Origin of the sequence: Pseudomonas sp. C1C7 (genome assembly GCF_013359595.1) — a bacterium.
Taxonomy (GTDB): Bacteria; Pseudomonadota; Gammaproteobacteria; order Pseudomonadales; family Pseudomonadaceae; genus Aquipseudomonas.
Genome location: NZ_JABFMP010000004.1, coordinates 110574 through 135072 on the forward strand (window position 1 = coordinate 110574; position 24499 = coordinate 135072).

Genomic DNA, 24499 nt, shown 5'->3' on the forward strand with positions numbered 1-24499 from the left:
CACGAAACCTGTGGGAGCGAGGCTTGCCCGCGAAGAGGCCATTAGCCATTTCGCAATCCTCTGATTTCTCCTACTAAATCTTCCGACAACGTATCTCTATCAAACCGTTGATCGCGTAACCCGACCTATTCCTCACATCCTGAAACCCCCGTATCCATGGGCTATCAATCCATCTTGTCGAACAATTTTCACCTCTGACGATGAAATGCAGTTGACGGTTGTATTTTAAGTTGTACGATGACCTACAACTTCAGCGTCGGGCTGAACGGTCTCCACACACAAACGTCGCAATCCAGGGTGTTCGAACAATGAATCCACAAGAACTTAAGTCCATCCTCTCTGCCGGTCTGCTGTCTTTCCCGGTCACCGATTTCAATGCCCAGGGCGATTTCAACCGCGCTGGCTACATCAAGCGTCTGGAGTGGCTGGCCCCGTACGGCGCCTCGGCCCTGTTCGCCGCCGGCGGCACCGGTGAGTTCTTCTCCCTGGCCGCCAGCGAATACTCGGAAATCATCAAGACCGCCGTCGACACCTGCGCTACCAGCGTGCCAATCCTGGCCGGTGTCGGTGGTTCGACCCGTCAGGCCATCGAATACGCTCAGGAAGCCGAGCGTCTGGGCGCCAAGGGTCTGCTGTTGCTGCCGCACTACCTGACCGAAGCCAGCCAGGACGGCGTTGCCGCCCACGTTGAAGCCGTGTGCAAATCGGTGAACATCGGTGTGGTGGTCTACAACCGCAACGTCTGCCGCCTGAACGCGGTGCAGCTGGAGCGTCTGGCCGAGCGTTGCCCGAACCTGATCGGTTACAAGGATGGTCTGGGTGACATCGAACTGATGGTGTCGATCCGTCGTCGCCTGGGCGATCGCTTCAGCTACCTGGGCGGCTTGCCGACCGCTGAAGTCTACGCCGCGGCCTACAAGGCGCTGGGCGTGCCGGTCTACTCCTCGGCGGTGTTCAACTTCATCCCGAAAACCGCGATGGACTTCTACCACGCCATCGCTCGCGACGATCACGCCACCGTTGCCAAGATCATCGACGACTTCTTCCTGCCGTACCTGGACATCCGTAACCGCAAAGCCGGTTACGCGGTGAGCATCGTCAAGGCCGGGGCAAAAATTGCCGGCTACGACGCAGGTCCTGTGCGCACCCCGCTGACCGACCTGACCGGCGAAGAGTACGAAATGCTCGCCGCGCTCATGGACAAGCAGGGCGCCCAGTAACACACCCGTTTTAACGAGGCCGCTGAGTATTCAGCGGCCTTTTGCGTGAGATCTCTTTGTTTCGAGGGCAGTCCCGTGACAAATGCAAAACGTTACGACAACTACATCAACGGCGAGTGGGTTGCCGGTGCCGATTACTCGGCCAACATCAATCCGTCCGAACTGAGCGACAATATCGGCGACTACGCCAAGGCTGACCTGGCCCAGGTCAACGCCGCCATCGATGCCGCCCGCGCCGCATTCCCGGCCTGGTCCACCTCCGGTATCCAGGCGCGCCACGATGCACTGGACAAGGTCGGCACCGAAATCCTCGCCCGTCGCGATGAGCTCGGCACCCTGTTGGCCCGGGAAGAGGGCAAGACCCTGCCGGAAGCCATCGGTGAAGTGACCCGCGCCGGTAATATCTTCAAGTTCTTCGCCGGCGAATGCTTGCGTCTGTCCGGCGACTACGTGCCGTCGGTGCGTCCTGGCGTCAACGTTGAAGTCACTCGCGAAGCCCTGGGCGTGGTCGGCTTGATCACGCCGTGGAACTTCCCGATTGCCATTCCGTCGTGGAAAATCGCCCCGGCCCTGGCCTACGGCAACTGCGTGGTGCTCAAGCCGGCGGATCTGGTGCCGGGCTGCGCCTGGGCGCTGGCGGAAATCATCTCCCGCGCAGGCTTCCCGGCTGGCGTGTTCAACCTGGTGATGGGCAGCGGTCGCGTGGTTGGCGATGCGCTGGTCAACAGCCCGAAGGTCGACGGCATCAGCTTCACCGGTTCCGTGGGTGTGGGTCGTCAGATCGCGGTCAGCTGCGTTTCGCGTCAGGCCAAGGTCCAGCTGGAAATGGGCGGCAAGAACCCGCAAATCATCCTCGATGACGCCGACCTCAAGCAGGCCGTCGAGTTGTCGGTGCAGAGCGCGTTCTACTCCACTGGCCAGCGTTGCACCGCCTCGAGCCGCCTGATCGTCACCGCCGGGATTCACGACAAGTTCGTCGAAGCCATGGCCGAGCGCATGAAGTCGATCAAGGTCGGTCACGCACTCAAGGCCGGCACCGATATCGGTCCGGTGGTTTCCCAGGCTCAGCTTGAACAGGACATGAAGTACATCGACATCGGCCAGTCCGAAGGCGCGCGCCTGGTGAGTGGCGGTGGCCTGGTGACCTGCGACACCGAGGGCTACTTCCTCGCGCCAACGCTGTTTGCCGACAGCGAAGCGTCGATGCGCATCAGCCGCGAAGAGATCTTTGGCCCGGTGGCCAACATCGTTCGCGTGGCCGATTACGAAGCCGCGCTGGCCATGGCCAATGACACCGAATTCGGTCTGTCGGCGGGCATTGCCACCACGTCCCTGAAGTACGCCAACCACTTCAAGCGCCACTCCCAGGCCGGGATGGTGATGGTCAACCTGCCGACCGCCGGCGTGGATTACCACGTTCCGTTCGGTGGGCGTAAGGGTTCATCCTATGGATCACGTGAGCAAGGCCGCTATGCGCAAGAGTTCTACACAGTCGTGAAGACCAGCTACATCGGCTCCTGATACACCGCGACACCCTGCAGGAGCTGCCGCAGGCTGCGATCTTTGCTTTAAAAAATCAAAAGATCGCAGCCTCGTTTCACTCGACAGCTCCTGCAGGAACAAAAAAAGAATCACCCGCGCATAAAAATAATCAGTGGGAGTACATCTACATGCAATCGACCCAAAAGCCGACTCACGTCCGCTACCTGATCCTGCTCATGCTGTTTCTGGTGACCACGATCAACTACGCCGACCGGGCGACTATCGCCATCGCCGGCTCCAGCCTGCAAAAAGACCTCGGCATCGACGCGGTCACCCTTGGCTATATCTTCTCCGCATTCGGTTGGGCCTACGTGGCCGGGCAAATTCCCGGTGGCTGGCTGCTGGACCGTTTCGGCTCGAAAAAAATCTACGCCCTGAGCATCTTCACCTGGTCGCTGTTCACCGTGCTGCAAGGCTTCGTCGGTGAATTCGGCATGTCCACGGCGGTGGTTGCGCTGTTCATGCTGCGCTTCCTGGTAGGCCTGGCCGAAGCGCCATCCTTCCCGGGTAACGCCCGCATCGTAGCCGCCTGGTTCCCGACCGCTGAACGCGGTACGGCCTCGGCGATCTTCAACTCGGCGCAATACTTCGCCACCGTGCTGTTCGCGCCGCTGATGGGCTGGATCGTCTACTCCTTCGGCTGGGAACACGTGTTCATCGTCATGGGTATCCTGGGCATCATCTTCTCGCTGGTCTGGCTGAAAGTGATCTACAGCCCGCGTGAACACCCACGGATCAACGATGCCGAGTTCAAGCACATCTCCGAGAACGGCGGCATGGTCGACATGGACCAGAAGGGCAAGAAGGCCGACGGTCCGAAGTGGGACTACATCCGCCAACTGCTGACCAACCGCATGATGCTCGGCGTGTACCTGGGCCAGTACTGCATCAACGGCATCACCTACTTCTTCCTGACCTGGTTCCCGGTGTACCTGGTGCAGGAGCGTGGCATGACCATCCTCAAGGCGGGTTTCATCGCGTCCTTGCCGGCCATCTGCGGCTTCATCGGTGGTGTGCTCGGCGGGGTGATTTCCGATTACCTGCTGCGCAAGGGCCATTCCCTGACCTTCGCCCGCAAGGCACCGATCATCGCCGGCCTGCTGGTATCGAGCAGCATCGTGGCGTGCAACTACGTGGACATCGAATGGATGGTGGTCGGCTTCATGGCCCTGGCATTCTTCGGCAAAGGCGTGGGCGCACTGGGCTGGGCGGTGGTGTCCGACACTTCGCCTAAACAGATCGCCGGTCTGAGCGGTGGCCTGTTCAACACCTTCGGCAACCTGGCATCGATCACCACCCCGATCGTCATCGGCTACATCATCAGCTCTACCGGCTCGTTCAAGTGGGCGCTGGTATTCGTTGGTTGCAACGCGCTGGTTGCGGTGTTCAGCTATCTGGTCATCGTAGGTCCGATCAAGCGTGTGGTACTCAAGGAGCCACCGGTGAACGGTCCTGAAACCAACAACAAATTGTCTCAAGCCCATTCCTGAGGAGCGGCGTCATGCAGTTGATTGAACATTCCGACTCGCCGCGCTACATCCGCCTGCACGAGCGGGACAATGTAGTGATCGTGGTCAACGATCAGGGCGTACCGGCCGGTACTGCGTTTGCCGATGGATTGGTCACCGTGGACTTCGTGCCACAGAGCCACAAGGTCACCCTGGAAGACATTCCCGAGGGCGGCCAGGTGATTCGTTACGGCCAGGTCATTGGCTACGCGTTGCAGCCGATTCCACGCGGCAGCTGGGTCAAGGAAGATCAACTGCGTATGCCGACCGCGCCACCGCTGGACAGCCTGCCGCTGTCCACCGAGGTGCCGGACGCGCAGGCACCGCTGGAGGGTTACACCTTCGAGGGTTATCGCAACGCCGACGGCACCGTCGGCACGCGCAACATTCTCGGTATCACCACGACCGTGCAGTGTGTGACCGGTGTGCTGGATCACGCGGTCAAGCGCATCAAGGACGAGTTGCTGCCCAAGTATCCGCATGTCGATGACGTGGTGGCGCTGACCCACAGCTACGGCTGTGGCGTGGCGATCACCGCCACCGACGCCTACATCCCGATTCGCACCGTGCGCAACCTGGCGCGCAACCCGAACCTGGGTGGCGAGGCGCTGGTGATCAGCCTGGGCTGCGAGAAGTTGCAGGCCGGGCAGGTGATGCACGAGGACGATGCCTCGGTGGACTTGAGCGAGCCGTGGCTGTATCGCCTGCAGGACTCCAGCCACGGTTTCACCGAGATGATCGAGCAGATCATGGAGCTGGCGGAAACCCGTCTGAAGAAGCTCGATCAGCGCCGTCGGGAAACCGTGCCGGCGTCCGAGCTGATCCTGGGCATGCAGTGCGGCGGCAGCGATGCGTTTTCCGGCATCACCGCCAACCCGGCCCTGGGCTATGCCTCGGACCTGTTGTTGCGTGCGGGCGCGACGGTGATGTTTTCCGAAGTGACCGAAGTGCGTGACGCCATCTATCTGCTGACGTCCCGGGCGAAAACCGAAAGCGTCGCCCAGGAACTGGTGCGGGAAATGGACTGGTACGACCGTTACCTGGCCAAGGGCGAAGCGGATCGCAGCGCCAACACCACGCCGGGCAACAAGAAGGGCGGGCTGTCGAATATTGTCGAGAAATCCCTGGGGTCGATCGTCAAGTCTGGCAGCAGCGCGATCACTGGCGTGCTTGGCCCTGGCGAGCGCTTCAAGGAAAAAGGCCTGATCTTCTGCGCGACCCCGGCCAGCGATTTCGTCTGCGGGACCTTGCAGTTGGCGGCGGGGATGAACCTGCACGTGTTCACCACCGGTCGCGGCACGCCTTACGGGCTGGCCATGGCCCCGGTAGTGAAGGTCTCGACCCGCACCGAGCTGGCCCAGCGCTGGCCGGACCTGATCGACATCGACGCCGGCCGCATCGCAACCGGTCGTGCTTCCATCGAGGAGCTGGGTTGGGAGCTGTTCCACTACTACCTGGATGTGGCCAGCGGCAAGGCGCAGACCTGGGCCGAGCGGCACAAGCTGTACAACGACATTACCCTGTTCAATCCGGCGCCGATCACCTGAGACCGAGTCGCCTGCTTCGCGAGCAAGCCCGCTCCCACATGGAATGCGCTGTACCTGTGGGAGCGGGCTTGCTCGCGAAGGCTTTCTACCAGACGCCAACGTCCTCTGTGGCTTATCATTAGCTCACTAACGACACCCACCTCAAGGTCCTCCCCGGCATGCTGGCAATCTTCCTCGAAACCCTGAACATCACCGCTCCGGTGTTTGCCATGCTGTTTCTGGGGGTGTTGCTCAAGCGCATCGACTGGATCAACGACAATTTCATTCACACAGCGTCGGCCCTGGTGTTCAACGTCACCATGCCGGCGTTGCTGTTTCTGGGCATCCTGCATGCCGACCTGCACGCCGCGCTGCAGCCGGCGCTGCTGATCTACTTCTGCGTCGCGACCCTGGTGTGCTTTGCCATCGCCTGGGGCTGGGCGATTTTCCGTTGCCCGCGCGAAGACCGCGGTATCTACACCCAGGGTGCCTTTCGCGGCAACAACGGGGTGATCGGCCTCGCGTTGGCGGCGAGCATGTACGGCGACTACGGGATTTCCCTCGGCGCGATCCTTGCGGCACTGGTGATCCTGTTCTACAACACGCTCTCGACCATCGTCCTGGCGGTGTACAGCCCGGTGATCAAGTCCGATCCGTGGAGCATCTGCAAAAGCGTGGTCAGCAATCCGCTGATCATCAGCGTGATCGCGGCGGCGCCCTTTGCCTATTTCAACATCGGCTTGCCGGGGTGGCTGGAAACCTCCGGCCAGTACCTGGCGCAAACCACCTTGCCACTGGCGCTGATCTGCATCGGCGGCACGCTGTCGCTGGCGGCGCTGCGCAAAAGCGGCAAAATGGCGCTCAGCTCGAGCCTGGTGAAAATGCTCGGCCTGCCGGTGCTGGCGACGCTGGGCGCGTGGCTGTGGGGATTCCGTGGGGCGGAGCTGGGGATTCTGTTTCTGTACTTCGGCAGCCCGACCGCGGCGGCCAGTTTCGTCATGGCGCGGGCGGCGGATGGTAATCATGAATTGGCGGCGGCGATCATCGTGATCACCACGTTGATGGCGGCGGTGACCACCAATATCGGGATCTTTTTGTTGCAGTGGGGTGGGTGGATCTAGGCCCGGGATTTGTGGTGTCTTTGCGGGCCTCTTCGCGGGCAAGCCTCGCTCCTGCAGGGGCGGCGTGTCACACCTCAAAACCTGTAGGAGCGAGGCTTGCCCGCGAAAGCGTCAGATCTATCACTCGGATTTCTGGTAGGTATCGATCACTTCCTGCGCCGCCCGAAACGCATCGATCGCCGCCGGCACGCCCGCATACACCGCGCAGTGCAGCAACGCCTCGCGAATCTCTTCCACCGTGCAACCGTTGTTCAGCGCACCGCGCACGTGCCCCTTCAATTCCTGCGGGCACTTCAGTGCCGTCAGGGCGGCGAGGGTGATCAGGCTGCGGGTTTTCAGTGGCAGGCCTTCGCGGTTCCAGACGCCGCCCCAGGCGTGTTCGTTGACGAAGTCCTGCAGCGGCTGGGTGAACTCGGTGGCATTGCCCAGTGCGCGGTCGACGAAGGCATCGCCCATCACTTGGCGACGTACTTCAACGCCGGATTTCTTGTTCTTGGTCATGGCAATTCCCTCTTGTGGTGTTGGCGACGCCAGGCGCGCAGCGACGTGAACAGCAGGAACGCCACCAGCGCCGGCAGGACGAAAAACAGCATCAGGTGCTCAAGCTTGCCCGCCAGCGGCATCCCGGTGGTGAACGACACCACGTGCAGGCCGTAAGCCAGGTACAAGCCGAGAAACAGCAAGCCTTCGGCGCGGGTCACCCGGTAACCGGAATAGAACACCGGCAGGCACAGCGCGGTAACGCCGAGCATCACCGGCAGGTCGAAATCCAGGGCGTTGGGCGATACCGACAGCGGCGCTGGCGCGATCAACGCCGTCACACCCAGCACACCCAGCAGGTTGAACAGGTTGCTGCCGACCACGTTGCCCACGGCGATCTCACGCTCACCGCGCAATGCGGCGATCAGCGAGGTGGCGAGTTCCGGCAGGGAGGTGCTGACGGCGACGATGGTCAGGCCGATGATTCGCTCCGACAGCCCGAGATCGGTGGCAACCGACACGGCCGCACCGAGCAGCAGGTGCCCGGCGTACACCAGCATCGCCAGACCGGCAACGATCATCAGCAGGCTGCTGATCCAAGGTGCCGGTCCGCTTTGCTCATGGCTCGATACCGGGCGCACCGAGTGCCGCGACTGACGCAGCAGCAGGCCCAGATATAGCAGCAATGCCGCCAGCAGAATCATGCCGTCGGTGCGGGTCAGGTCTTCGTTCCAGGCCAACACGAACACCAGCAGGCTGGCGCCGATCATCAGGGGAATGTCCAGGCGCACCAGTTGGCGCGACACCCGTAACGGGATGATCAGCGCCGACAGACCGAGGGTGACGAGGATGTTGAAAATGCTGCTGCCGATCACGCTGCCAACGGCGATGTCGGCGTTGTGCGCCAGGGTCGCTTGCAAACTCACCGCCATCTGCGGTGCGCTGCTGCCGAGGGCGACGATGGTCAGGCCGATGATCAGCGGGCGGACATGCAGGCGAGCGGCCAGACGCACGGCGGCGCGGACCATCAGTTCGGCGCCGGCGATCAGCAGCACCAGGCCGCTGATCAATTCGATCAGGCTGATCAGCGGAATGTCGGCTAGTCCGAAAATAGTCGGGGCTCCGTATCAGTCGAGGGCCTGCACGCGAACCCGTGCGGTGCCGCTTCTGAGCATCCCCAAGCGTTCGGCGGCTTCGTGGGACAGGTCGATCAGACGGCCGCGGGTGTGAGGTCCGCGATCGTTGATGCGCACCACGCAGGATCTGTCGTTGCTCAGATTGGTGACCTTCACCCGCGTGCCGAAGGGCAGTTGGCGGTGGGCGGCGGTCAGGGAATTCTTGTCGAAACGCTCGCCGCTGGCGGTGCGTTTGCCTTGATGTTTGGCGCCGTAATAGGACGCTATGCCGGTCTTGTCATAGCCATGCGGGTCGACGGTGTCGGTGCTGGCGCAGCCGGCAAGCAGCGAGAGCAGGGCGCAGGCGCCGAGTAGACGCTTCATAAACGGATTCCCCGAAGCAACTGTAAGCGGTTTATGTGGCGAGGGGGCTCGCCCCCGCTGGACTGCGCAGCAGTCCCAAAACTGAATACTGGGATTGTCAGATAATCCGCAAGTTCAGCCTTCGGGGTCGCTTCGCAACCCAACGGGGGCAAGCCCCCTCGCCACACAAGCTCGCTCCTGCAAGGTTTTGAGCCAGGTTTGAAAACTGGCTCCATCTTTGTCAGCCTTCGAGCTTGCTTTTCAGCAATTCGTTCACTTGCTGCGGGTTGGCCTTGCCTTTGGAGGCTTTCATGGCCTGGCCGACGAAGAAGCCGAACATCTTGCCGCGCTTGGCTTCGTCTGCCGCGCGGTACTGTTCGACCTGCTCGGCGTTGGCCGCGAGCATTTCGTCCAGCACGGCGGAGATGGCGCCGGTGTCGGTCACTTGCTTGAGGCCGCGCTTGTCGATGATCTCGTCAGCGTTACCTTCGCCGTTGGCCATGGCTTCGAACACCACCTTGGCGATCTTGCCGGAGATGGTGTTGTCCTTGATGCGCAGCAGCATGCCGCCCAGTTGCTCGGCCGAAACCGGCGACTCTTCGATGTCCAGGCCTTGCTTGTTGAGCAGGCTGCCCAACTCCACCATCACCCAGTTGGCCGCCAGCTTGGCGTCCCCGCCGATGCTGGCGACTTTTTCGAAGTAGTCTGCCTGCTCGCGGCTGGTGGCCAGCACGCTGGCGTCGTAGACCGACAGACCGAACTGCGCCTGGAAACGCTCGCGTTTCTGCGGCGGCAATTCCGGCAGGGTCGCGCGCACTTCATCGAGGAAGGATTGCTCGATGACCACCGGCAGCAGGTCCGGATCGGGGAAGTAACGGTAGTCGTTGGCTTCCTCTTTACTGCGCATCGGACGGGTCTCGTCCTTGTTCGGATCGTACAGGCGGGTCTGCTGGATCACCTTGCCACCGTCTTCGATCAGCTCGATCTGACGCTGGATTTCGCTGTTGATCGCCTTCTCGATGAAGCGGAACGAGTTGACGTTCTTGATCTCGCAGCGGGTGCCGAACTCGGCCTGGCCTTTCGGACGGATCGACACGTTGCAGTCGCAACGCAGCGAGCCTTCGGCCATATTGCCGTCGCAGATGCCCAGGTAACGCACCAGCGCATGGATCGCCTTGACGTAGGCCACGGCTTCCTTGGCGCTGCGCATGTCAGGCTCGGAAACGATTTCCAGCAGCGGCGTGCCGGCACGGTTCAGGTCGATGCCGGTAGCGCCGCCGAATTCCTCGTGCAGGCTCTTGCCGGCGTCTTCTTCCAGGTGCGCGCGGGTGATGCCGACGCGTTTGACCGTGCCGTCTTCCAGGGCGATGTCCAGGTGGCCCTTGCCGACGATCGGCAATTCCATCTGGCTGATCTGATAGCCCTTGGGCAGGTCAGGGTAGAAGTAGTTCTTGCGGGCGAACACGTTGTGCTGGCCGATCTCGGCGTCGATCGCCTGACCGAACATCACGGCCATGCGCACCGCTTCCTGGTTCAGCACCGGCAGAACGCCAGGCATGCCCAGGTCGATCAGGCTGGCCTGGGTGTTCGGCTCGGAACCGAACGTGGTGGAACTACCGGAAAAGATTTTCGACCGGGTGGTGAGCTGGGTGTGAATCTCCAGCCCGATCACGACTTCCCATTGCATGTGTTTCTCCTCAGAAGCCGGTTGGGGTGCGGGTGTGCCAGTCAGTATTGAGCTGGTACTGGTGCGCAACGTTGAGCAAGCGGCCTTCCTGGAAATACGGGGCGAGCAGCTGCACGCCGACCGGCAGACCGTCGACGAAACCGGCAGGCATGGACAAGCCCGGCAGACCCGCGAGGTTGGCGGTGATGGTGTAGACGTCTTCCAGGTACGCAGCGACCGGGTCGCTGTTCTTGGCGCCGAGCTTCCAGGCCGGGTTCGGCGTGGTTGGGCCGAGGATGATGTCGACTTCATTGAAGGCAGCCATGAAGTCGTTCTTGATCAAGCGACGGATCTTCTGTGCCTTCAGGTAATAGGCATCGTAGTAACCGGCGGACAGCGCGTAGGCGCCGACCATGATCCGGCGCTGCACTTCCGCGCCGAAGCCTTCGCCACGGGAACGCTTGTACAGGTCGCTCAGGTTGACCGGGTTCTCGCAACGATGGCCGAAGCGCACGCCGTCGAAACGCGAAAGGTTCGAGGAGGCTTCAGCCGGGGCGATCACGTAGTACGCAGGAATGGCGTGCTGCATGTTCGGCAGGCTGATTTCCTTGACCACGGCGCCGAGCTTTTCCAGCTCCTTGACGCTGTTGTGGATCAGCTCGGCGATGCGCGGGTCGAGACCGGCGCCGAAGTACTCTTTCGGCACGCCGATGCGCAGGCCCTGCAGCGAGCCGTTTAGGCCGGCGCTGTAGTCCGGCACGGGTTCGTCGATGCTGGTGGAGTCATTCGGATCGAAGCCGGCCATACCTTGCAACAAAATTGCACAGTCTTCGGCGGTGCGAGCCAACGGACCGCCCTGATCGAGACTGGAGGCGTAGGCGATCATGCCCCAACGGGAAACGCGACCGTACGTCGGTTTCAGGCCGGTGAGGTTGGTCAGCGCAGCGGGCTGACGAATGGAACCGCCGGTGTCGGTGCCGGTGGCGGCGGGCAGCAGACGAGCGGCAACCGCGGCGGCCGAACCACCGGACGAACCGCCCGGTACGTGCTCCAGGTTCCACGGGTTTTTCACCGCGCCGTAGTAGCTCGACTCGTTGGCCGAGCCCATGGCGAATTCGTCCATGTTGGTCTTGCCCAGGGTCACAGCCCCGGCAGCGGCCAGCTTGGCGACCACGGTGGCGTCGTAGGGCGCCTTGAAGTTGTCGAGCATCTTCGAGCCGCAGCTGGTGCGGATGCCCTGGGTGCAGAACAGGTCTTTATGGGCGATCGGCGCGCCGAGCAGGGCGCCGTCCTCACCATTGGCCCGGCGCGCGTCAGCGGCTTTCGCCTGGCTGAGGGCCAGCTCTTCGGTGAGGCTGATGAAACTGTTGAGCTGCGGATCGAGCTGGGCGATGCGCGCCAGCAGGGCTTTGGTCAGCTCTTCGGAGGAAAACTTCTTGTCGGCGAGACCGCGGGCGATCTCGGCCAGAGTCAATTGATGCATTGCAGGCTCTTTCCCTTTAGTCGATGACTTTCGGAACCAGGTACAGGCCGTTTTCGACCGCTGGTGCGATGGACTGGTAGGCCTCGCGATTATTGGTCTCGGTCACGACGTCCGCACGCAGGCGCTGGCTGGCTTCCAGTGGGTGGGCCAGCGGTTCGATACCATCGGTATTGACGGCCTGCATTTCGTCGACCAGTCCGAGAATGCTGTTGAGGGCCGAAGTGACGTTTGGAAGATCGGCTTCATTGAGGCCAAGGCAGGCCAGATGAGCGATTTTTTCCACGTCGGAGCGTTCTAGAGCCATTGGGGTTCTCCAGTGGAAAACAAAACGGACACTGTCCGTGTGTTAGTTTGTCGGAACGCAACCGCACTTCTACGGTCATAAGGCCGCGATTGTGGGGCTTGGTGCGCAGAAAAGCGGCCAATTTAACATATTGGCGCCTTGCCCAAAATCCCTGTCGTTGTTAGAGTTTGCCGCACTTTTTTACCCACGCGTTGCCTAGGGTCCCTTTCCCATGTTCAAGAAACTGCGTGGCATGTTTTCCAGCGATCTTTCCATTGACCTGGGCACTGCCAACACCCTTATTTACGTGCGCGAGCGCGGTATCGTCCTGAATGAGCCATCGGTTGTGGCCATTCGGACACACGGTAACCAGAAAAGTGTCGTCGCTGTCGGCACCGAAGCCAAGCGCATGCTGGGCCGTACTCCAGGCAATATTGCTGCCATTCGTCCGATGAAGGACGGCGTGATCGCCGACTTCAGCGTCTGCGAAAAAATGCTGCAGTACTTCATCAACAAGGTTCACGAAAACAGTTTCCTGCAGCCTAGCCCTCGCGTGTTGATCTGCGTTCCGTGCAAATCCACCCAGGTCGAGCGTCGTGCCATCCGTGAATCGGCCCTTGGTGCCGGTGCCCGTGAAGTATTCCTGATCGAAGAGCCAATGGCCGCTGCAATCGGTGCCGGCCTGCCGGTTGAAGAAGCCCGCGGTTCGATGGTCGTGGACATCGGTGGTGGTACCACCGAAATCGCCCTGATCTCCCTGAACGGTGTGGTTTACGCCGAATCCGTACGCGTTGGCGGCGACCGCTTCGACGAAGCGATCATCACCTACGTGCGTCGCAACTACGGCAGCCTGATCGGCGAATCCACCGCCGAACGCATCAAGCAGGAAATCGGTACTGCCTACCCGGGCGGCGAAGTCCGTGAAGTCGACGTTCGCGGCCGTAACCTGGCCGAAGGCGTTCCACGCGCATTCACCCTGAACTCCAACGAAGTGCTGGAAGCTCTGCAAGAGTCCCTGGCCACTATCGTTCAGGCCGTGAAGAGCGCTCTGGAGCAATCGCCTCCGGAACTGGCTTCCGATATCGCCGAGCGTGGTCTGGTCCTGACCGGTGGTGGCGCCTTGCTGCGTGACCTCGACAAGTTGCTGGCCCAGGAAACCGGTCTGCCGGTGATCGTCGCCGAAGACCCGCTGACCTGCGTAGCTCGCGGCGGTGGCCGTGCATTGGAAATGATGGATAAGCACACCATGGATCTGCTCTCCAGCGAATAAGTCGCCGGATTGCCTCTATGCTGTTGAGCGCGCAGGCGGCACTTTGCAGTGCTGCCTGTTCGCGTTTATCTTCTGTCAGTTTTCATCCAGGCCGGTCTGCCTATGAATAAAGAGAACATTTGCCTGGGAGGAGCGGCTTATTAAACCGCTTTTCACCAAGGGTCCATCGTTGGGCGTGCGCTTGTTGGTGCTGGTCGTGCTATCGGTCGCGCTGATGGTCGTCGATGCCCGCTTTACACTGCTCAAGCCGGTGCGCAGCCAGATGTCGCTGGTGCTGATGCAGTCCTACTGGATCACCGACCTGCCGCAGCGGCTGTTCGAAGGCGTGGCCAGCCAGTTTGGCAGCCGGACCGAACTCGTCGCCGAAAACGAAAAACTCAAGAGCGAAAACCTGCTGTTGCAGGGGCGCATGCAAAAGCTTGCCTCCCTGACCGAGCAGAACGTTCGCCTGCGCGAATTGCTCAACTCTTCGGCGCTGGTCAATGAAAAGGTCGAAGTGGCCGAACTGATCGGCATGGACCCCAACCCCTTCACCCATCGCATCATCATCAACAAAGGTGAGCGTGATGGTGTGGTCCTCGGCCAGCCGGTGCTCGATGCCCGTGGTCTGATGGGGCAGGTGGTCGAGCTGATGCCTTATACCTCCCGTGTCCTGTTGCTGACCGACTCGACCCACAGCATTCCGGTCCAGGTCAATCGCAACGGCCTGCGGGCGATTGCCAGCGGCACTGGCAACCCGGAACGTCTCGAACTGCGTCACGTGGCGGACACCGCCGACATCAAGGAAGGCGATCTGCTGGTCAGCTCCGGCCTGGGTCAGCGTTTCCCGGCGGGTTATCCGGTGGCCACGGTCAAGGAAGTGCTGCACGACACCGGCCAGCCGTTCGCCGTCGTCCGCGCCGTGCCGACCGCCGCCCTCAATCGCAGCCGTTACCTGTTGCTGGTGTTCAGCGACAACCGCACCGCGGAAGAGCGCGCCAATGACGCCGCGCAGGCCCAGGAAGCACTGGATGCGCAGGGTGGTGGTCCGATGATGCCGGCGACCGTGCCGAAGCCCGCGCTGGTTCCGGCTGCGGCGGCGGCACCTGCTGCTCCGGCGACTCCAGCAGCGCCCGCAGCGCCGGCAACGGCCCCGGCGACCACACCGGCCAAACCGGCCGCGTCCCATTCCGCTGCGTCCAAGCCGCCAGCCAAGCCTGCGGTAACGCAACCCGCCAAGCCGGCTGCCAAACCGCCTGTCTCTGCGCCGGCTAACACGGAGAGAGAAGAATAATGGTCGGTGTCAAAGCCTCCCGTAACGGCTGGATCGTCTGGCTGACCTTCGCCATCGGCATGCTGCTCAGCGTCTCGCCGTTGCCGCAATTCATGGAGATCCTCCGCCCGCTGTGGCTTGGCCTGCTGCTGGCGTTCTGGGCCCTGGCCCTGCCGCAGAAGATCGGCATGGTCACCGCCTGGTGCCTGGGCCTGGCTGAAGACGTGCTGTACGGCACGTTGCTGGGCCAGAACGCATTGATCCTGACCCTCATCACCTACCTGGTGCTGGCGCTGCAGCAACGCATGCGGATGTTCCCGATGTGGCAGCAGAGCCTGGTGATCCTGGTGATCTTCGGTCTGGCGCAGCTCGTTCAACTCTGGCTGAGCGCCCTGACCGGCAACCGTCAGCCGACGCTGGCGCTGGTATTGCCGGCACTGGTCAGCGCCTTGCTCTGGCCATGGATCAGCTTCGGTTTGCGTGGATTGCGTCGCCGCTACAAAATCAACTGATTCGGTCAGGCATTTGCCACCTCGACAGGGAGATGTCTTGATGAAATCGCTTTACCTTGCCTCAGGCTCGCCACGTCGGCGTGAACTGCTCACGCAGATTGGCGTGCCGTTCACCGCCGTCAGTGCGGACATCGATGAAACCCCTCTGAATCACGAATCGCCATCGGCCTACGTCGAGCGTCTGGCGCGCGGCAAGGCTGCGGCCGGCCGCAATGTCGTGGTGTCCGATGCACCGTTCTGCGTACTGGGCGCCGATACCGCCGTTGTGCTCGAAGGCAAAATTCTCGGCAAACCGGTTGATGAAGCTGATGCTTGCGCCATGCTGAAGATATTGTCCGGGCGAGAGCATCAAGTCCTGACCGCCATTGCCGTGCTCGAAGGCGACCGCTGCGAGTCGCGGGTCGTCACCAGCAACGTGCTTTTTCGGCAAATCGGCAGCGACGAGGCGGCCGTCTACTGGGCCAGCGGTGAGCCGCGGGACAAGGCCGGTGGTTATGGGATTCAAGGCCTGGGCGCGGTGTTCGTCGCCGCGCTCAATGGAAGTTACTCGGCGGTGGTTGGATTGCCGCTGTGCGAAACCGCGCAACTGCTGGGCCATTTCGGCATACCCTGTTGGCAAACCCCAGCCGCGCGCTGAGCGCCGTGCTGAACAGATGCGGCCACTATCGTGAACATGCCTGAACGAGACCCTGCCATGAGTGAAGAGATCCTGATCAACATCACGCCGATGGAATCACGCGTGGCGGTGGTCGAAAACGGTGTGCTGCAAGAGGTCCATGTCGAACGGACGCAAAAACGCGGGATCGTCGGCAATATCTATAAAGGCAAAGTCATTCGGGTCTTGCCGGGGATGCAGGCGGCTTTCGTCAACATCGGCCTGGATCGTGCCGCGTTTATCCACGCCTCGGAGATTTCCCTGCGTGAAGGTCCGGCGGTGGAAAGCATCGGCGCGCTGGTGCATGAAGGCCAGAGCCTGGTGGTGCAGGTCACCAAGGATCCGATCGGTTCCAAGGGCGCGCGTCTGACCACCCAGTTGTCGATCCCGTCGCGTTATCTGGTGTACATGCCGCGCACTGCACATGTCGGCATTTCCCTGAAGATCGAAGACGAAGCCGAACGTGAGCGCCTGAAACAGGTGGTCAGCGATTGCGTGGCCAAGGAAGGGATCAAGGAAGCCGGCGGTTTCATCCTGCGCACGGCGGCCGAAGGTGCCGGTGGCGATGAAATCCTCATGGACATTCGTTACCTGCGCCGGCTCTGGGACCAGATCAGCGAGCAGATCAAAACCATCAGCGCGCCCAGCGTGATCTACGAAGATCTCGGCCTGGCATTGCGTACCCTGCGCGACCTGGTGAGCCCGAAGATCGAGAAAATTCGCATCGACTCCCGGGAAACCTTCCAGAAAACCACGCAGTTCGTCGCCGAGCTTATGCCGGAAATCGCCGATCGTCTGGAACACTACCCCGGCGAACGGCCAATCTTCGACCTGTACGGCGTCGAAGACGAAATCCAGAAAGCCCTGGAGCGCAAAGTCCCGCTGAAGTCCGGCGGTTACCTGGTGGTCGATCCGGCGGAAGCCATGAGCACCATCGACGTCAACACCGGGGCGTTCGTCGGCCATCGCAATCTCGAAGAGACCATCTTCAAGACCAACCTCGAAGCGGCCACCGCCATCGCTCGCCAACTGCGCCTGCGCAACCTGGGCGGGATCATCATCATCGACTTCATCGACATGGAAGATGAAGAGCATCAGCGCCAGGTCCTGCGCACCCTCGAGAAACAACTGGAGCGCGATCACGCCAAGACCAACATCATCGGCATCACCGAGTTGGGCCTGGTGCAGATGACCCGCAAGCGTACCCGCGAAAGCCTGGAGCAGATCCTCTGCGAGCCATGCACCAGCTGTCAGGGGCGCGGCAAGCTGAAAACTCCTGAGACGATTTGCTACGAAATTTTCCGCGAAATCCTCCGCGAGGCTCGCGCCTATCAGGCGGAAGGCTATCGTGTATTGGCGAACCAGAAAGTCGTCGACCGCCTGCTCGACGAGGAATCGGGCAACGTTGCCGAACTTGAAGGCTTCATCGGACGCACCATTCGGTTTCAGGTAGAAACCATGTATTCCCAGGAACAATACGACGTGGTGCTGCTCTGATACGCGGCGTCACCACTTATCCTGCACGGCTGGCCTCAGCTTTTTGCAAAACTTTTGCCATGGGAGCCAACTGACATGGAGCGTCTGACACGCATTCTGGCCGCACTGACCCGTTGGGGGCTGGGCCTGTGCGCGTTGGTTTTGGTGTTGATGGCGCTGTACGTCAGCCTTGGCCGGGAACTGGCGCCGCTGGTCGCCGAATACCGTACCGAAGTCGAAACCCGGGCCACCGAGGCCTTGGGCATGCCGCTGCAGATCGGTGAGTTGAAAGGCTCCTGGAGCGGTTTCGCGCCGATTGTCTCGGCTCACGATGTCACGGTGGGCGAGGGCGCCAATGCCCTGCATCTGGAAACCGTGCGCGCGGTGCCGGACCTGTGGGCCAGTCTGCTCGCCCGTGAAGTGCGCATCGCCCATCTGTCGCTCAATGGCCTGAAGATCAGCCTCAAGCAAGGCGATGACGGCGAGTGGGCGCTCGAAGGCTTGCCGGTCGTCAAGGACGACAAGCCCCTCGATCCGGAACAGCTGCTCAATCGCATGCAGATGATCCAGCAACTGTCGGTGCTCGACAGCCAGGTGACCCTGCAGCCTTGGGGTGAATCGCCGCTGACCCTCACTTACGTTGGCCTGAACCTGAAAACCGGTATTTCTCGCCAACGCCTCGATGCCCGCCTGACCCTGCCCGACGGCCAGCCAGTGGCCATGAGCTTGCGCACCCGTATTCGCGCGAGCCAGTGGAAGGACGGCGAGGCCGAGGTTTACCTGAGCCTGCCCCAGAGTGACTGGTCGAAATGGTTGCCCGAGCGCGTCAGTCAGCAATGGAATTTTTCCGAGATCAAGGCCGGTGGCGAGCTGTGGGCGACCTGGGGCAAGGGCCTGCTGCAAAGTGCTGCGGTTCGTCTGAACGCTCCGCAACTCAAGGGTGCCTATGCTGATCGCAAGCCGGTGAAGATCGATAACCTGGCGCTGAATGGCTATTTCCAGCGCAGCGACGAAGGCATGTTGGTGACCCTGGATTCCCTGGCGATGAGCCTTGGCGAAACCCGCTGGGAATCCCGTCTGCAAGTCAAACAGACCGCCGCCAGCGACAAGGCCGAAGAACTCTGGCACTTGCAGGCCGATCGTCTCGACCTGACGCCGCTCACCCCCTTGCTCAACGCCCTGGCGCCTTTGCCTGGAGGCTTTGCCACGGTGGTCGAGCGCCTGAAGGTCCAGGGCGGGTTGCGCAATGTGCTGATCGACATTCGGCCCAATGCCACCGACGACAGCAAATTCAGTTTCGCCGCCAACCTCGAACAGGTGGGTTTCGACGCCTATCACGGCGCTCCGGCGGCTCGAAACGTGACGGGCAGCATCAGCGGCGACCTGGGCCATGGCGAACTGCGCATGGACACCAAGGATTTCATGCTGCACCTGGACCCGATTTTCGCCAAACCCTGGAATTACCTGCAGGCCAATGCGCGCCTGACCTGGAGGCTGGACAAGGAAGGCTTCACCCTGATCGCGCCGTACCTGAAAGTGTTGGGCGAGGAGGGCAAGATTGCCGGCGACTTCCTGATCCGTCTGCATTTCGATCACACCCAGGAAGATTACATGGACCTGCGGGTCGGCATGGTGGACGGTGATGGGCGCTACACCGCCAAGTACCTGCCGGCGGTGCTGAGCCCGGCGCTGGACGAATGGTTGCGCACGGCGATTCTCAAGGGCGCGGTGGACGAGGGTTTCTTCCAGTACCAAGGGTCGCTGAACCACGGCGCGACGCCTGAGTCACGCAGCATCAGCCTGTTTTTCAAGGTGCATGACGCCGAACTGGCGTTCCAGCCCGGCTGGCCCCATGTCAGCAAGGTCACCGGCGATGTGTTCGTCGAAGACAGTGGTGTGCGGGTCCTGGCCAGCAAGGGGCAATTGCTCGATACCCAGGTCAGCGATGTCTACGTCAATATTCCTCACGTGCCGGACGGACAGACCGTTCGCCTGTTCCTCGACGGCGGATTCTCCGGCGGACTGGGCGATGGCCTGAAAATCCTCAAGGAAGCGCCAATCGGCACCGCTGAAACCTTCGCCGGCTGGGAGGGCGAGGGTGAGCTGCAAGGCAAGTTGAAACTGGATATTGCGCTGTCCAAGGGTGAGCAGCCGAAGATCCTCGTCGACTTCAAGACCGCCAAGTCCCGCCTGAAACTGCCTGAGCCTGCGCTGGAGTTGTCTCAGCTCAAAGGCGATTTCCGCTTCGACAGCAACAAGGGCCTGAGCGGGCAGAACATCACCGCCCGAGCCTTCGACAAGCCGGTGAGCGCGCAGATTTTCGCCGAGGGCGGTCCGGGCAAAATGAAGACCCGGGTAAACGCTTCGGGGCAGATTGAAGTCAAGAAGCTCAGCGAATGGCTGAGCGTCACCCAGCCGCTGCCGGTGAGTGGCTTGATCCCCTATCAACTGCAACTGACCCTGGACGGCGCGGACAGCCAGTTGATGGTCAATTCCAATCTCAAGGGCGTTGCGGTCGATCTGCCGGCACCATTCGGCATGACCGCGGATGCGGGACGTGACACGACCTTCCGCATGACCCTGCAGGGCCCCGAGCGGCGCTATTGGGTGAATTATGGCGAGCTGGCCAACTTCACTTTCGCCGCGCCGACCGGCAATTTCGCCGATGGCCGTGGTGAGCTGTTCCTGGGCAATGGCGAGGCGGTGCTGCCGGGCAACAAAGGCTTGCGCATCCGTGGCGTGCTGTCGGAACTGGACGTCGGCCCCTGGCAGGATCTGGTGAGCAAATATGCCGGGAACGATCCCGGCGGCAGCGCCAAGCAGTTGCTCAGCGGTGCCGATTTCAAGGTCGACAAGCTCACGGCCATGGGCACCACCCTGGATCAGGCTTCCGTGCAGCTCACCCGTAAACCCTCGGCATGGGCGCTGCAACTCGACAGCCAGCAGGTCAAGGGCAATGCCAATCTTCCCGATGCGAAGGCTGCGCCGATCGCCATCAACCTGCAGACCGTGCGCCTGCCGGCTCCGGATCCGAAGGTGCTGGCCGACGAGAATTCCCCTGATCCTCTGGCCTCGGTCGACCCGAGCAAGATTCCGGCGATGGATATCACCGTCAACCAGCTGTTCCAGGGCAATGACCTGGTCGGCGGCTGGTCGTTGAAAGTGCGTCCGACACCCAAGGGCATCGCACTCAACTCGCTGGACATGGGGCTCAAGGGCATTCTGTTGCAGGGCAATGGCGGTTGGGAGGGCATGCCGGGAGCCAGTACCAGCTGGTTCAAGGGGCGGGCCAGCGGCAAGAACCTCGCCGATGTGCTCAAGGGCTGGGGTTTTGCGCCGAGCGTCACCAGCAAGGAATTCCACATGGACGTCGACGGGAACTGGCCCGGGTCACCGGCCTGGCTGGCGACCAAGCGCTTCTCCGGCACCCTCGATGCATCGCTGACCGAAGGGCAGTTCGTCGAGGTCGAAGGCAGTGCCCAGGCCCTGCGGGTGTTTGGCCTGCTCAACTTCAACTCCATCGGTCGCCGCTTGCGCCTGGACTTCTCCGACCTGTTCGGCAAAGGCCTGAGCTATGACCGGGTCAAAGGTCTGCTGGTAGCGACCAACGGCGTATACGTCACCCGTGAACCGATTCGCGTGACCGGCCCGTCCAGCACCCTGGAACTCAACGGCACCCTGAACATGGTGGCCGATCAGATCGACGCGAAACTGCTGGTGACCTTGCCGGTGACCAACAACCTGCCGATCGCCGCGCTGCTTGTCGGTGCACCGGCGGTCGGTGGGGCCTTGTTCCTGATCGACAAGCTGATCGGCGACCGCGTGTCCCGTTTTGCCAGCGTGAAATACACGGTCAAAGGCCCGTGGAAAGACCCGAAAATCACCTTCGACAAGCCTTTTTGAAAACCCGATCCCCGGACCTATGGAGTAGCATGGCCCTAACGCCACCGCCCCCTATAGGCGCGAGCCTGCTCGCGATGGACCCGAGAACGCCGCGGGGCATCAGGCAACCATCATTACCGTTGACCACCATCGCGAGCAAGCTCGCTCCTACAAGGAAAAGGTCATGTCTTTAGCCGTGATTCAAATGGTCAGCCAGAGCGATGTGCTGGCCAACCTGGCCCAGGCCCGTCAGCTGCTCGAGCAGGCCGCGGCCGGCGGGGCGAAGCTGGCGGTGCTGCCGGAAAACTTCGCCGCCATGGGCCGTCGCGATGTCGCTGACATCGGCCGCGCCGAAGCGCTGGGTGAGGGTCCGATCCTGCCCTGGTTGAAACAGACCGCGCGTGACCTCAAGTTATGGATAGTCGCCGGCACCTTGCCTTTGCCGCCTGCGGATCAGCCGGAGGGCAAATCCCATGCCTGCTCGTTGCTGGTCGATGATCAGGGGGAAACGGTCGCGCGCTATGACAAGCTGCACCTGTTCGACGTGGACGTTGCCGACAATCGCGGGCGTTATCGCGAATCCGATGACTATGCTTATGGCAGTGGGGTGGTGGTGGCGGACACGCCGGTCGGGCGAGTGGGCCTGACGGTCTGCTACGACTTGCGCTTCCCGGAGCTGTACAGCGAATTGCGTGCCGCCGGTGCGCAAATCATTACTGCACCGTCGGCCTTCACCGCCGTGACCGGCGCCGCACATTGGGATGTGCTGATTCGCGCGCGGGCCATCGAGACCCAGTGCTACGTGCTCGCGGCCGCACAGGGCGGGACGCATCCGGGGCCGCGGGAAACCTGGGGTCATGCGGCGATCGTCGATCCCTGGGGCAGGGTGCTGGCGCAACAGGATCAAGGCGAGGCCGTGCTGCTGGCCGAACGCGACAGCAGCGAACAGGCGTCCATCCGGGCGCGGATGCCGGTGTCCAGTCACCGGCGCTTTTTCTCGCAGGGCGCCCAGCGACCTGCATCAGAACGACGAATTTAAGGCGTAAAGCATATGAGCGAGTTGTTGTCCTCAGTCAGTGAACACCTCCTGGCGCCTGGTGGCGTAACCATCGAAAGCCTGCAAGGCGTACTCGGCGACCTGGCCGGCCCGGGCATCGATGCCGCGGACCTGTATTTCCAGGGGCAGATTTCTGAGTCCTGGGCGCTGGAAGACGGCATCGTCAAGGAAGGCAGTTTCAACCTTGACCAGGGCGTCGGCGTCCGCGCGCAGTCCGGTGAAAAAACCGGTTTCGCCTACAGCAATGCAATCACACTCGAAGCCTTGGGCGCTGCTGCCCGTGCCGCGCGCTCGATTTCCCGTGCCGGTCAGAACGGCACTGTCCAGGCGTTCAGCACCCAGGACGTTGCGCAGTTGTACGCACCGGACAATCCCCTGGAAGTGCTGACCCGCGCCGAGAAAGTCGAGTTGCTCAAGCGCATCGATGCCGCCACCCGCGCGCTCGATCCGCGCATCCAGCAAGTCACCGTGAGCATGGCCGGTGTCTGGGAGCGGATTCTGGTGGCGTCCACCGACGGCGGTCTGGCAGCGGATGTGCGACCGCTGGTGCGCTTCAACGTCAGTGTGATCGTCGAGCAGAACGGCCGTCGCGAACGGGGTGGTCACGGCGGTGGCGGTCGTACCGATTACCGTTATTTCCTCGCCGAAGACCGTGCCATGAGCTATGCCCGCGAAGCGCTGCGTCAGGCGCTGGTCAACCTGGAAGCCATTCCGGCGCCGGCCGGCACCTTGCCGGTGGTCCTTGGTTCCGGCTGGTCGGGCGTACTGCTGCACGAAGCGGTCGGCCATGGCCTGGAAGGCGACTTCAACCGCAAGGGCAGTTCGGCCTACAGCGGGCGCATGGGCGAAATGGTCGCTTCCAAGCTGTGCACCATCGTCGATGACGGCACGCTGGCCGGTCGTCGCGGTTCGCTGAGCGTCGACGACGAAGGCACCCCGACCGAGTGCACCACGCTGATCGAAAACGGCGTGCTCAAGGGTTACATGCAGGACAAGCTCAACGCGCGCCTGATGGGCGTGGCCCGCACCGGTAACGGCCGTCGCGAGTCCTACGCGCACCTGCCAATGCCGCGCATGACCAATACCTACATGCTGGGTGGCGAAAGCGATCCGGCGGAAATCATTGCCTCGGTGAAGAAGGGCATCTACTGCGCCAACCTGGGCGGCGGTCAGGTGGACATCACCAGCGGCAAGTTCGTGTTCTCCACCAGCGAGGCCTACCTGATCGAAGACGGCAAGATCACCGCGCCGGTCAAGGGCGCGACGCTGATCGGCAACGGTCCGGAAGCCATGAGCAAGGTGTCGATGGTCGGCAACGACCTGTCGCTGGACAGTGGTGTGGGGACGTGCGGCAAGGACGGGCAGTCGGTGCCGGTGGGTGTCGGTCAGCCAACGCTGAAGATTGATGCGATCACCGTGGGTGGCACGGGGTCGTAACCTGTAGGAACTGCCGAAGGCTGCGATCTTTTGATCTTGAAAAAGATCGCAGCCTGCGGCGGCTCCTGCAAGCAGGGGATGGGCGTCAGATCAGCGCAGACCGCGCTGAGTCTCGTCCAGCTCACGGATGTACTTGAAGATTTTACGGCTCGAAGCAGGAGGCTTGTTGTGCGCAACCTCGTGCTGAGCCTGACGGATCAGGGAACGCAACTGCTGGCGGTCGGCGTCCGGGTATTCGGAAACGAATTTTTCCAGGACCGCGTCGTCACCGGCAATCAGGCGATCACGCCAGCGTTCCAGGTTATGGAAACGCTCGTTGTACTGGCGAGTGGAGGCATCGAGTTGATCGAGCAGGACCAGAATTGCGCTGGTGTCCTGATCGCGCATCAGTTTGCCGATGAATTGAAGGTGCCGTTTACGCGCGATGTGCGCAACGTGCTTGGGCGCATCGGCCAGAGCCCGGCGCAAGGCGTCGGTCAAAGGCAGTTTTGCCAGCAGGTCGGGCTTGAGTGTCGTAAGGCGCTCGCCGAGGTCAACCAGAGCATGCAGCTCGCGTTTGACCTGGGATTTGCTTTTTTCTCCCGTATCGAGGGAGTCGTCGTAAGAATCAACCATGGTGGCCGTCCGCAAAGAAACGCCGCCATGATAACC

Annotated in this window: 20 protein-coding genes; 13 read left to right on the top strand and 7 right to left on the bottom strand. The window is 61.8% G+C overall.

Translation table 11 applies throughout. From position 1 onward, the window contains the following. The first annotated feature begins 308 nt into the window (after positions 1-308). The 5 genes from kdgD (at position 309) to HNO86_RS05055 (ending at position 6917) form a co-directional block, all read left to right on the top strand. Entirely contained in the window at positions 309-1220 is a 912-nt protein-coding gene (gene kdgD, locus HNO86_RS05035; RefSeq protein ID WP_175375914.1) for a 5-dehydro-4-deoxyglucarate dehydratase, read from the top strand. A 75-nt stretch (positions 1221-1295) separates the two neighbouring features. Then, positions 1296-2741, top strand: a complete 1446-nt coding sequence (locus HNO86_RS05040) for an aldehyde dehydrogenase family protein (protein ID WP_175375915.1) — start codon at positions 1296-1298, stop codon at positions 2739-2741. A 149-nt stretch (positions 2742-2890) separates the two neighbouring features. Then, complete coding sequence (locus HNO86_RS05045; protein ID WP_175375916.1) at positions 2891-4252, top strand: MFS transporter; 1362 nt, start codon at positions 2891-2893, stop codon at positions 4250-4252. Between the two features lie 11 nt (positions 4253-4263). Further along, complete coding sequence (gene garD, locus HNO86_RS05050) at positions 4264-5817, top strand: galactarate dehydratase (RefSeq protein ID WP_175375917.1); 1554 nt, start codon at positions 4264-4266, stop codon at positions 5815-5817. A 158-nt stretch (positions 5818-5975) separates the two neighbouring features. After that, positions 5976-6917 (top strand): AEC family transporter, encoded by a 942-nt coding sequence (locus HNO86_RS05055; RefSeq protein WP_175375918.1) that lies wholly within the window; start codon positions 5976-5978, stop codon positions 6915-6917. 120 nt (positions 6918-7037) lie between these two features. Here HNO86_RS05055 and HNO86_RS05060 read toward each other — a convergent pair whose 3' ends face one another. The 6 genes from HNO86_RS05060 to gatC form a co-directional block, all read right to left on the bottom strand. Further along, positions 7038-7418, bottom strand: a complete 381-nt coding sequence (locus tag HNO86_RS05060; RefSeq protein WP_175375919.1) for a carboxymuconolactone decarboxylase family protein — start codon at positions 7416-7418, stop codon at positions 7038-7040. After that, the gene (locus HNO86_RS05065) at positions 7415-8476 is read right to left on the bottom strand and encodes a calcium/sodium antiporter (protein ID WP_175376044.1); all 1062 of its coding nucleotides are present in this window, start codon (positions 8474-8476) and stop codon (positions 7415-7417) included. Before HNO86_RS05065 ends, HNO86_RS05060 begins: the two co-directional genes overlap by 4 nt. A gap of 48 nt (positions 8477-8524) precedes the next feature. Continuing rightward, on the bottom strand, positions 8525-8896 hold the full coding sequence (locus HNO86_RS05070) for a septal ring lytic transglycosylase RlpA family protein (RefSeq protein ID WP_175375920.1): 372 nt from the start codon (positions 8894-8896) through the stop codon (positions 8525-8527). A 220-nt stretch (positions 8897-9116) separates the two neighbouring features. Further along, positions 9117-10562: an Asp-tRNA(Asn)/Glu-tRNA(Gln) amidotransferase subunit GatB gene (gatB, locus tag HNO86_RS05075; protein ID WP_175375921.1), complete on the bottom strand. Its 1446-nt coding sequence runs from the start codon at positions 10560-10562 to the stop codon at positions 9117-9119. Positions 10563-10572: 10 nt separating this feature from the next. Beyond that, the gene (gene gatA, locus HNO86_RS05080) at positions 10573-12024 is read right to left on the bottom strand and encodes an Asp-tRNA(Asn)/Glu-tRNA(Gln) amidotransferase subunit GatA (protein ID WP_175375922.1); all 1452 of its coding nucleotides are present in this window, start codon (positions 12022-12024) and stop codon (positions 10573-10575) included. A 16-nt stretch (positions 12025-12040) separates the two neighbouring features. Then, on the bottom strand, positions 12041-12328 hold the full coding sequence (gene gatC, locus HNO86_RS05085) for an Asp-tRNA(Asn)/Glu-tRNA(Gln) amidotransferase subunit GatC (RefSeq protein ID WP_085726363.1): 288 nt from the start codon (positions 12326-12328) through the stop codon (positions 12041-12043). Between the two features lie 211 nt (positions 12329-12539). On the opposite strand from gatC, the gene mreB reads away from it, so the two are divergent. The 8 genes from mreB (at position 12540) to tldD (ending at position 23848) form a co-directional block, all read left to right on the top strand. Next, positions 12540-13577 carry a rod shape-determining protein MreB gene (gene mreB, locus HNO86_RS05090; protein WP_002555108.1) on the top strand — a complete coding sequence of 346 codons (1038 nt, stop codon included), beginning with the start codon at positions 12540-12542 and terminating at the stop codon, positions 13575-13577. Positions 13578-13716: 139 nt separating this feature from the next. Beyond that, positions 13717-14850 carry a rod shape-determining protein MreC gene (gene mreC / locus HNO86_RS05095; RefSeq protein WP_175376045.1) on the top strand — a complete coding sequence of 378 codons (1134 nt, stop codon included), beginning with the start codon at positions 13717-13719 and terminating at the stop codon, positions 14848-14850. Next, positions 14850-15341, top strand: a complete 492-nt coding sequence (gene mreD, locus HNO86_RS05100) for a rod shape-determining protein MreD (RefSeq protein ID WP_175375923.1) — start codon at positions 14850-14852, stop codon at positions 15339-15341. Before mreC ends, mreD begins: the two co-directional genes overlap by 1 nt. A 40-nt stretch (positions 15342-15381) precedes the next feature. Then, positions 15382-15978, top strand: coding sequence for a nucleoside triphosphate pyrophosphatase (locus HNO86_RS05105; protein ID WP_175375924.1), 597 nt, complete (start codon positions 15382-15384; stop codon positions 15976-15978). 57 nt (positions 15979-16035) lie between these two features. Then, entirely contained in the window at positions 16036-17493 is a 1458-nt protein-coding gene (rng, locus tag HNO86_RS05110; RefSeq protein ID WP_175375925.1) for a ribonuclease G, read from the top strand. Between the two features lie 75 nt (positions 17494-17568). Continuing rightward, positions 17569-21375: a YhdP family protein gene (locus HNO86_RS05115; protein ID WP_175375926.1), complete on the top strand. Its 3807-nt coding sequence runs from the start codon at positions 17569-17571 to the stop codon at positions 21373-21375. A 163-nt stretch (positions 21376-21538) separates the two neighbouring features. Next, the gene (locus tag HNO86_RS05120) at positions 21539-22393 is read left to right on the top strand and encodes a carbon-nitrogen hydrolase family protein (protein ID WP_175375927.1); all 855 of its coding nucleotides are present in this window, start codon (positions 21539-21541) and stop codon (positions 22391-22393) included. Positions 22394-22405: 12 nt separating this feature from the next. Beyond that, complete coding sequence (gene tldD, locus HNO86_RS05125) at positions 22406-23848, top strand: metalloprotease TldD (RefSeq protein WP_175375928.1); 1443 nt, start codon at positions 22406-22408, stop codon at positions 23846-23848. Between the two features lie 90 nt (positions 23849-23938). Here tldD and yjgA read toward each other — a convergent pair whose 3' ends face one another. Further along, positions 23939-24463, bottom strand: a complete 525-nt coding sequence (gene yjgA / locus HNO86_RS05130; RefSeq protein WP_175375929.1) for a ribosome biogenesis factor YjgA — start codon at positions 24461-24463, stop codon at positions 23939-23941. Between the last annotated feature and the right edge of the window lie 36 nt (positions 24464-24499).

Excerpts from the sequence above, each read along its gene's own strand:
- tldD (WP_175375928.1), top strand. The coding sequence starts at position 22,406 with ATGAGCGAGTTGTTGTCCTCAGTCAGTGAACACCTCCTGGCGCCTGGT.
- HNO86_RS05070 (WP_175375920.1), bottom strand. The coding sequence starts at position 8,896 with ATGAAGCGTCTACTCGGCGCCTGCGCCCTGCTCTCGCTGCTTGCCGGC.
- HNO86_RS05105 (WP_175375924.1), top strand. The coding sequence starts at position 15,382 with ATGAAATCGCTTTACCTTGCCTCAGGCTCGCCACGTCGGCGTGAACTG.
- gatC (WP_085726363.1), bottom strand. The coding sequence starts at position 12,328 with ATGGCTCTAGAACGCTCCGACGTGGAAAAAATCGCTCATCTGGCCTGC.
- yjgA (WP_175375929.1), bottom strand. The coding sequence starts at position 24,463 with ATGGTTGATTCTTACGACGACTCCCTCGATACGGGAGAAAAAAGCAAA.
- kdgD (WP_175375914.1), top strand. The coding sequence starts at position 309 with ATGAATCCACAAGAACTTAAGTCCATCCTCTCTGCCGGTCTGCTGTCT.
- HNO86_RS05060 (WP_175375919.1), bottom strand. The coding sequence starts at position 7,418 with ATGACCAAGAACAAGAAATCCGGCGTTGAAGTACGTCGCCAAGTGATG.
- HNO86_RS05115 (WP_175375926.1), top strand. The coding sequence starts at position 17,569 with ATGGAGCGTCTGACACGCATTCTGGCCGCACTGACCCGTTGGGGGCTG.
- mreB (WP_002555108.1), top strand. The coding sequence starts at position 12,540 with ATGTTCAAGAAACTGCGTGGCATGTTTTCCAGCGATCTTTCCATTGAC.
- gatB (WP_175375921.1), bottom strand. The coding sequence starts at position 10,562 with ATGCAATGGGAAGTCGTGATCGGGCTGGAGATTCACACCCAGCTCACC.
- gatA (WP_175375922.1), bottom strand. The coding sequence starts at position 12,024 with ATGCATCAATTGACTCTGGCCGAGATCGCCCGCGGTCTCGCCGACAAG.
- rng (WP_175375925.1), top strand. The coding sequence starts at position 16,036 with ATGAGTGAAGAGATCCTGATCAACATCACGCCGATGGAATCACGCGTG.
- garD (WP_175375917.1), top strand. The coding sequence starts at position 4,264 with ATGCAGTTGATTGAACATTCCGACTCGCCGCGCTACATCCGCCTGCAC.
- HNO86_RS05055 (WP_175375918.1), top strand. The coding sequence starts at position 5,976 with ATGCTGGCAATCTTCCTCGAAACCCTGAACATCACCGCTCCGGTGTTT.
- HNO86_RS05045 (WP_175375916.1), top strand. The coding sequence starts at position 2,891 with ATGCAATCGACCCAAAAGCCGACTCACGTCCGCTACCTGATCCTGCTC.
- HNO86_RS05120 (WP_175375927.1), top strand. The coding sequence starts at position 21,539 with ATGTCTTTAGCCGTGATTCAAATGGTCAGCCAGAGCGATGTGCTGGCC.
- mreD (WP_175375923.1), top strand. The coding sequence starts at position 14,850 with ATGGTCGGTGTCAAAGCCTCCCGTAACGGCTGGATCGTCTGGCTGACC.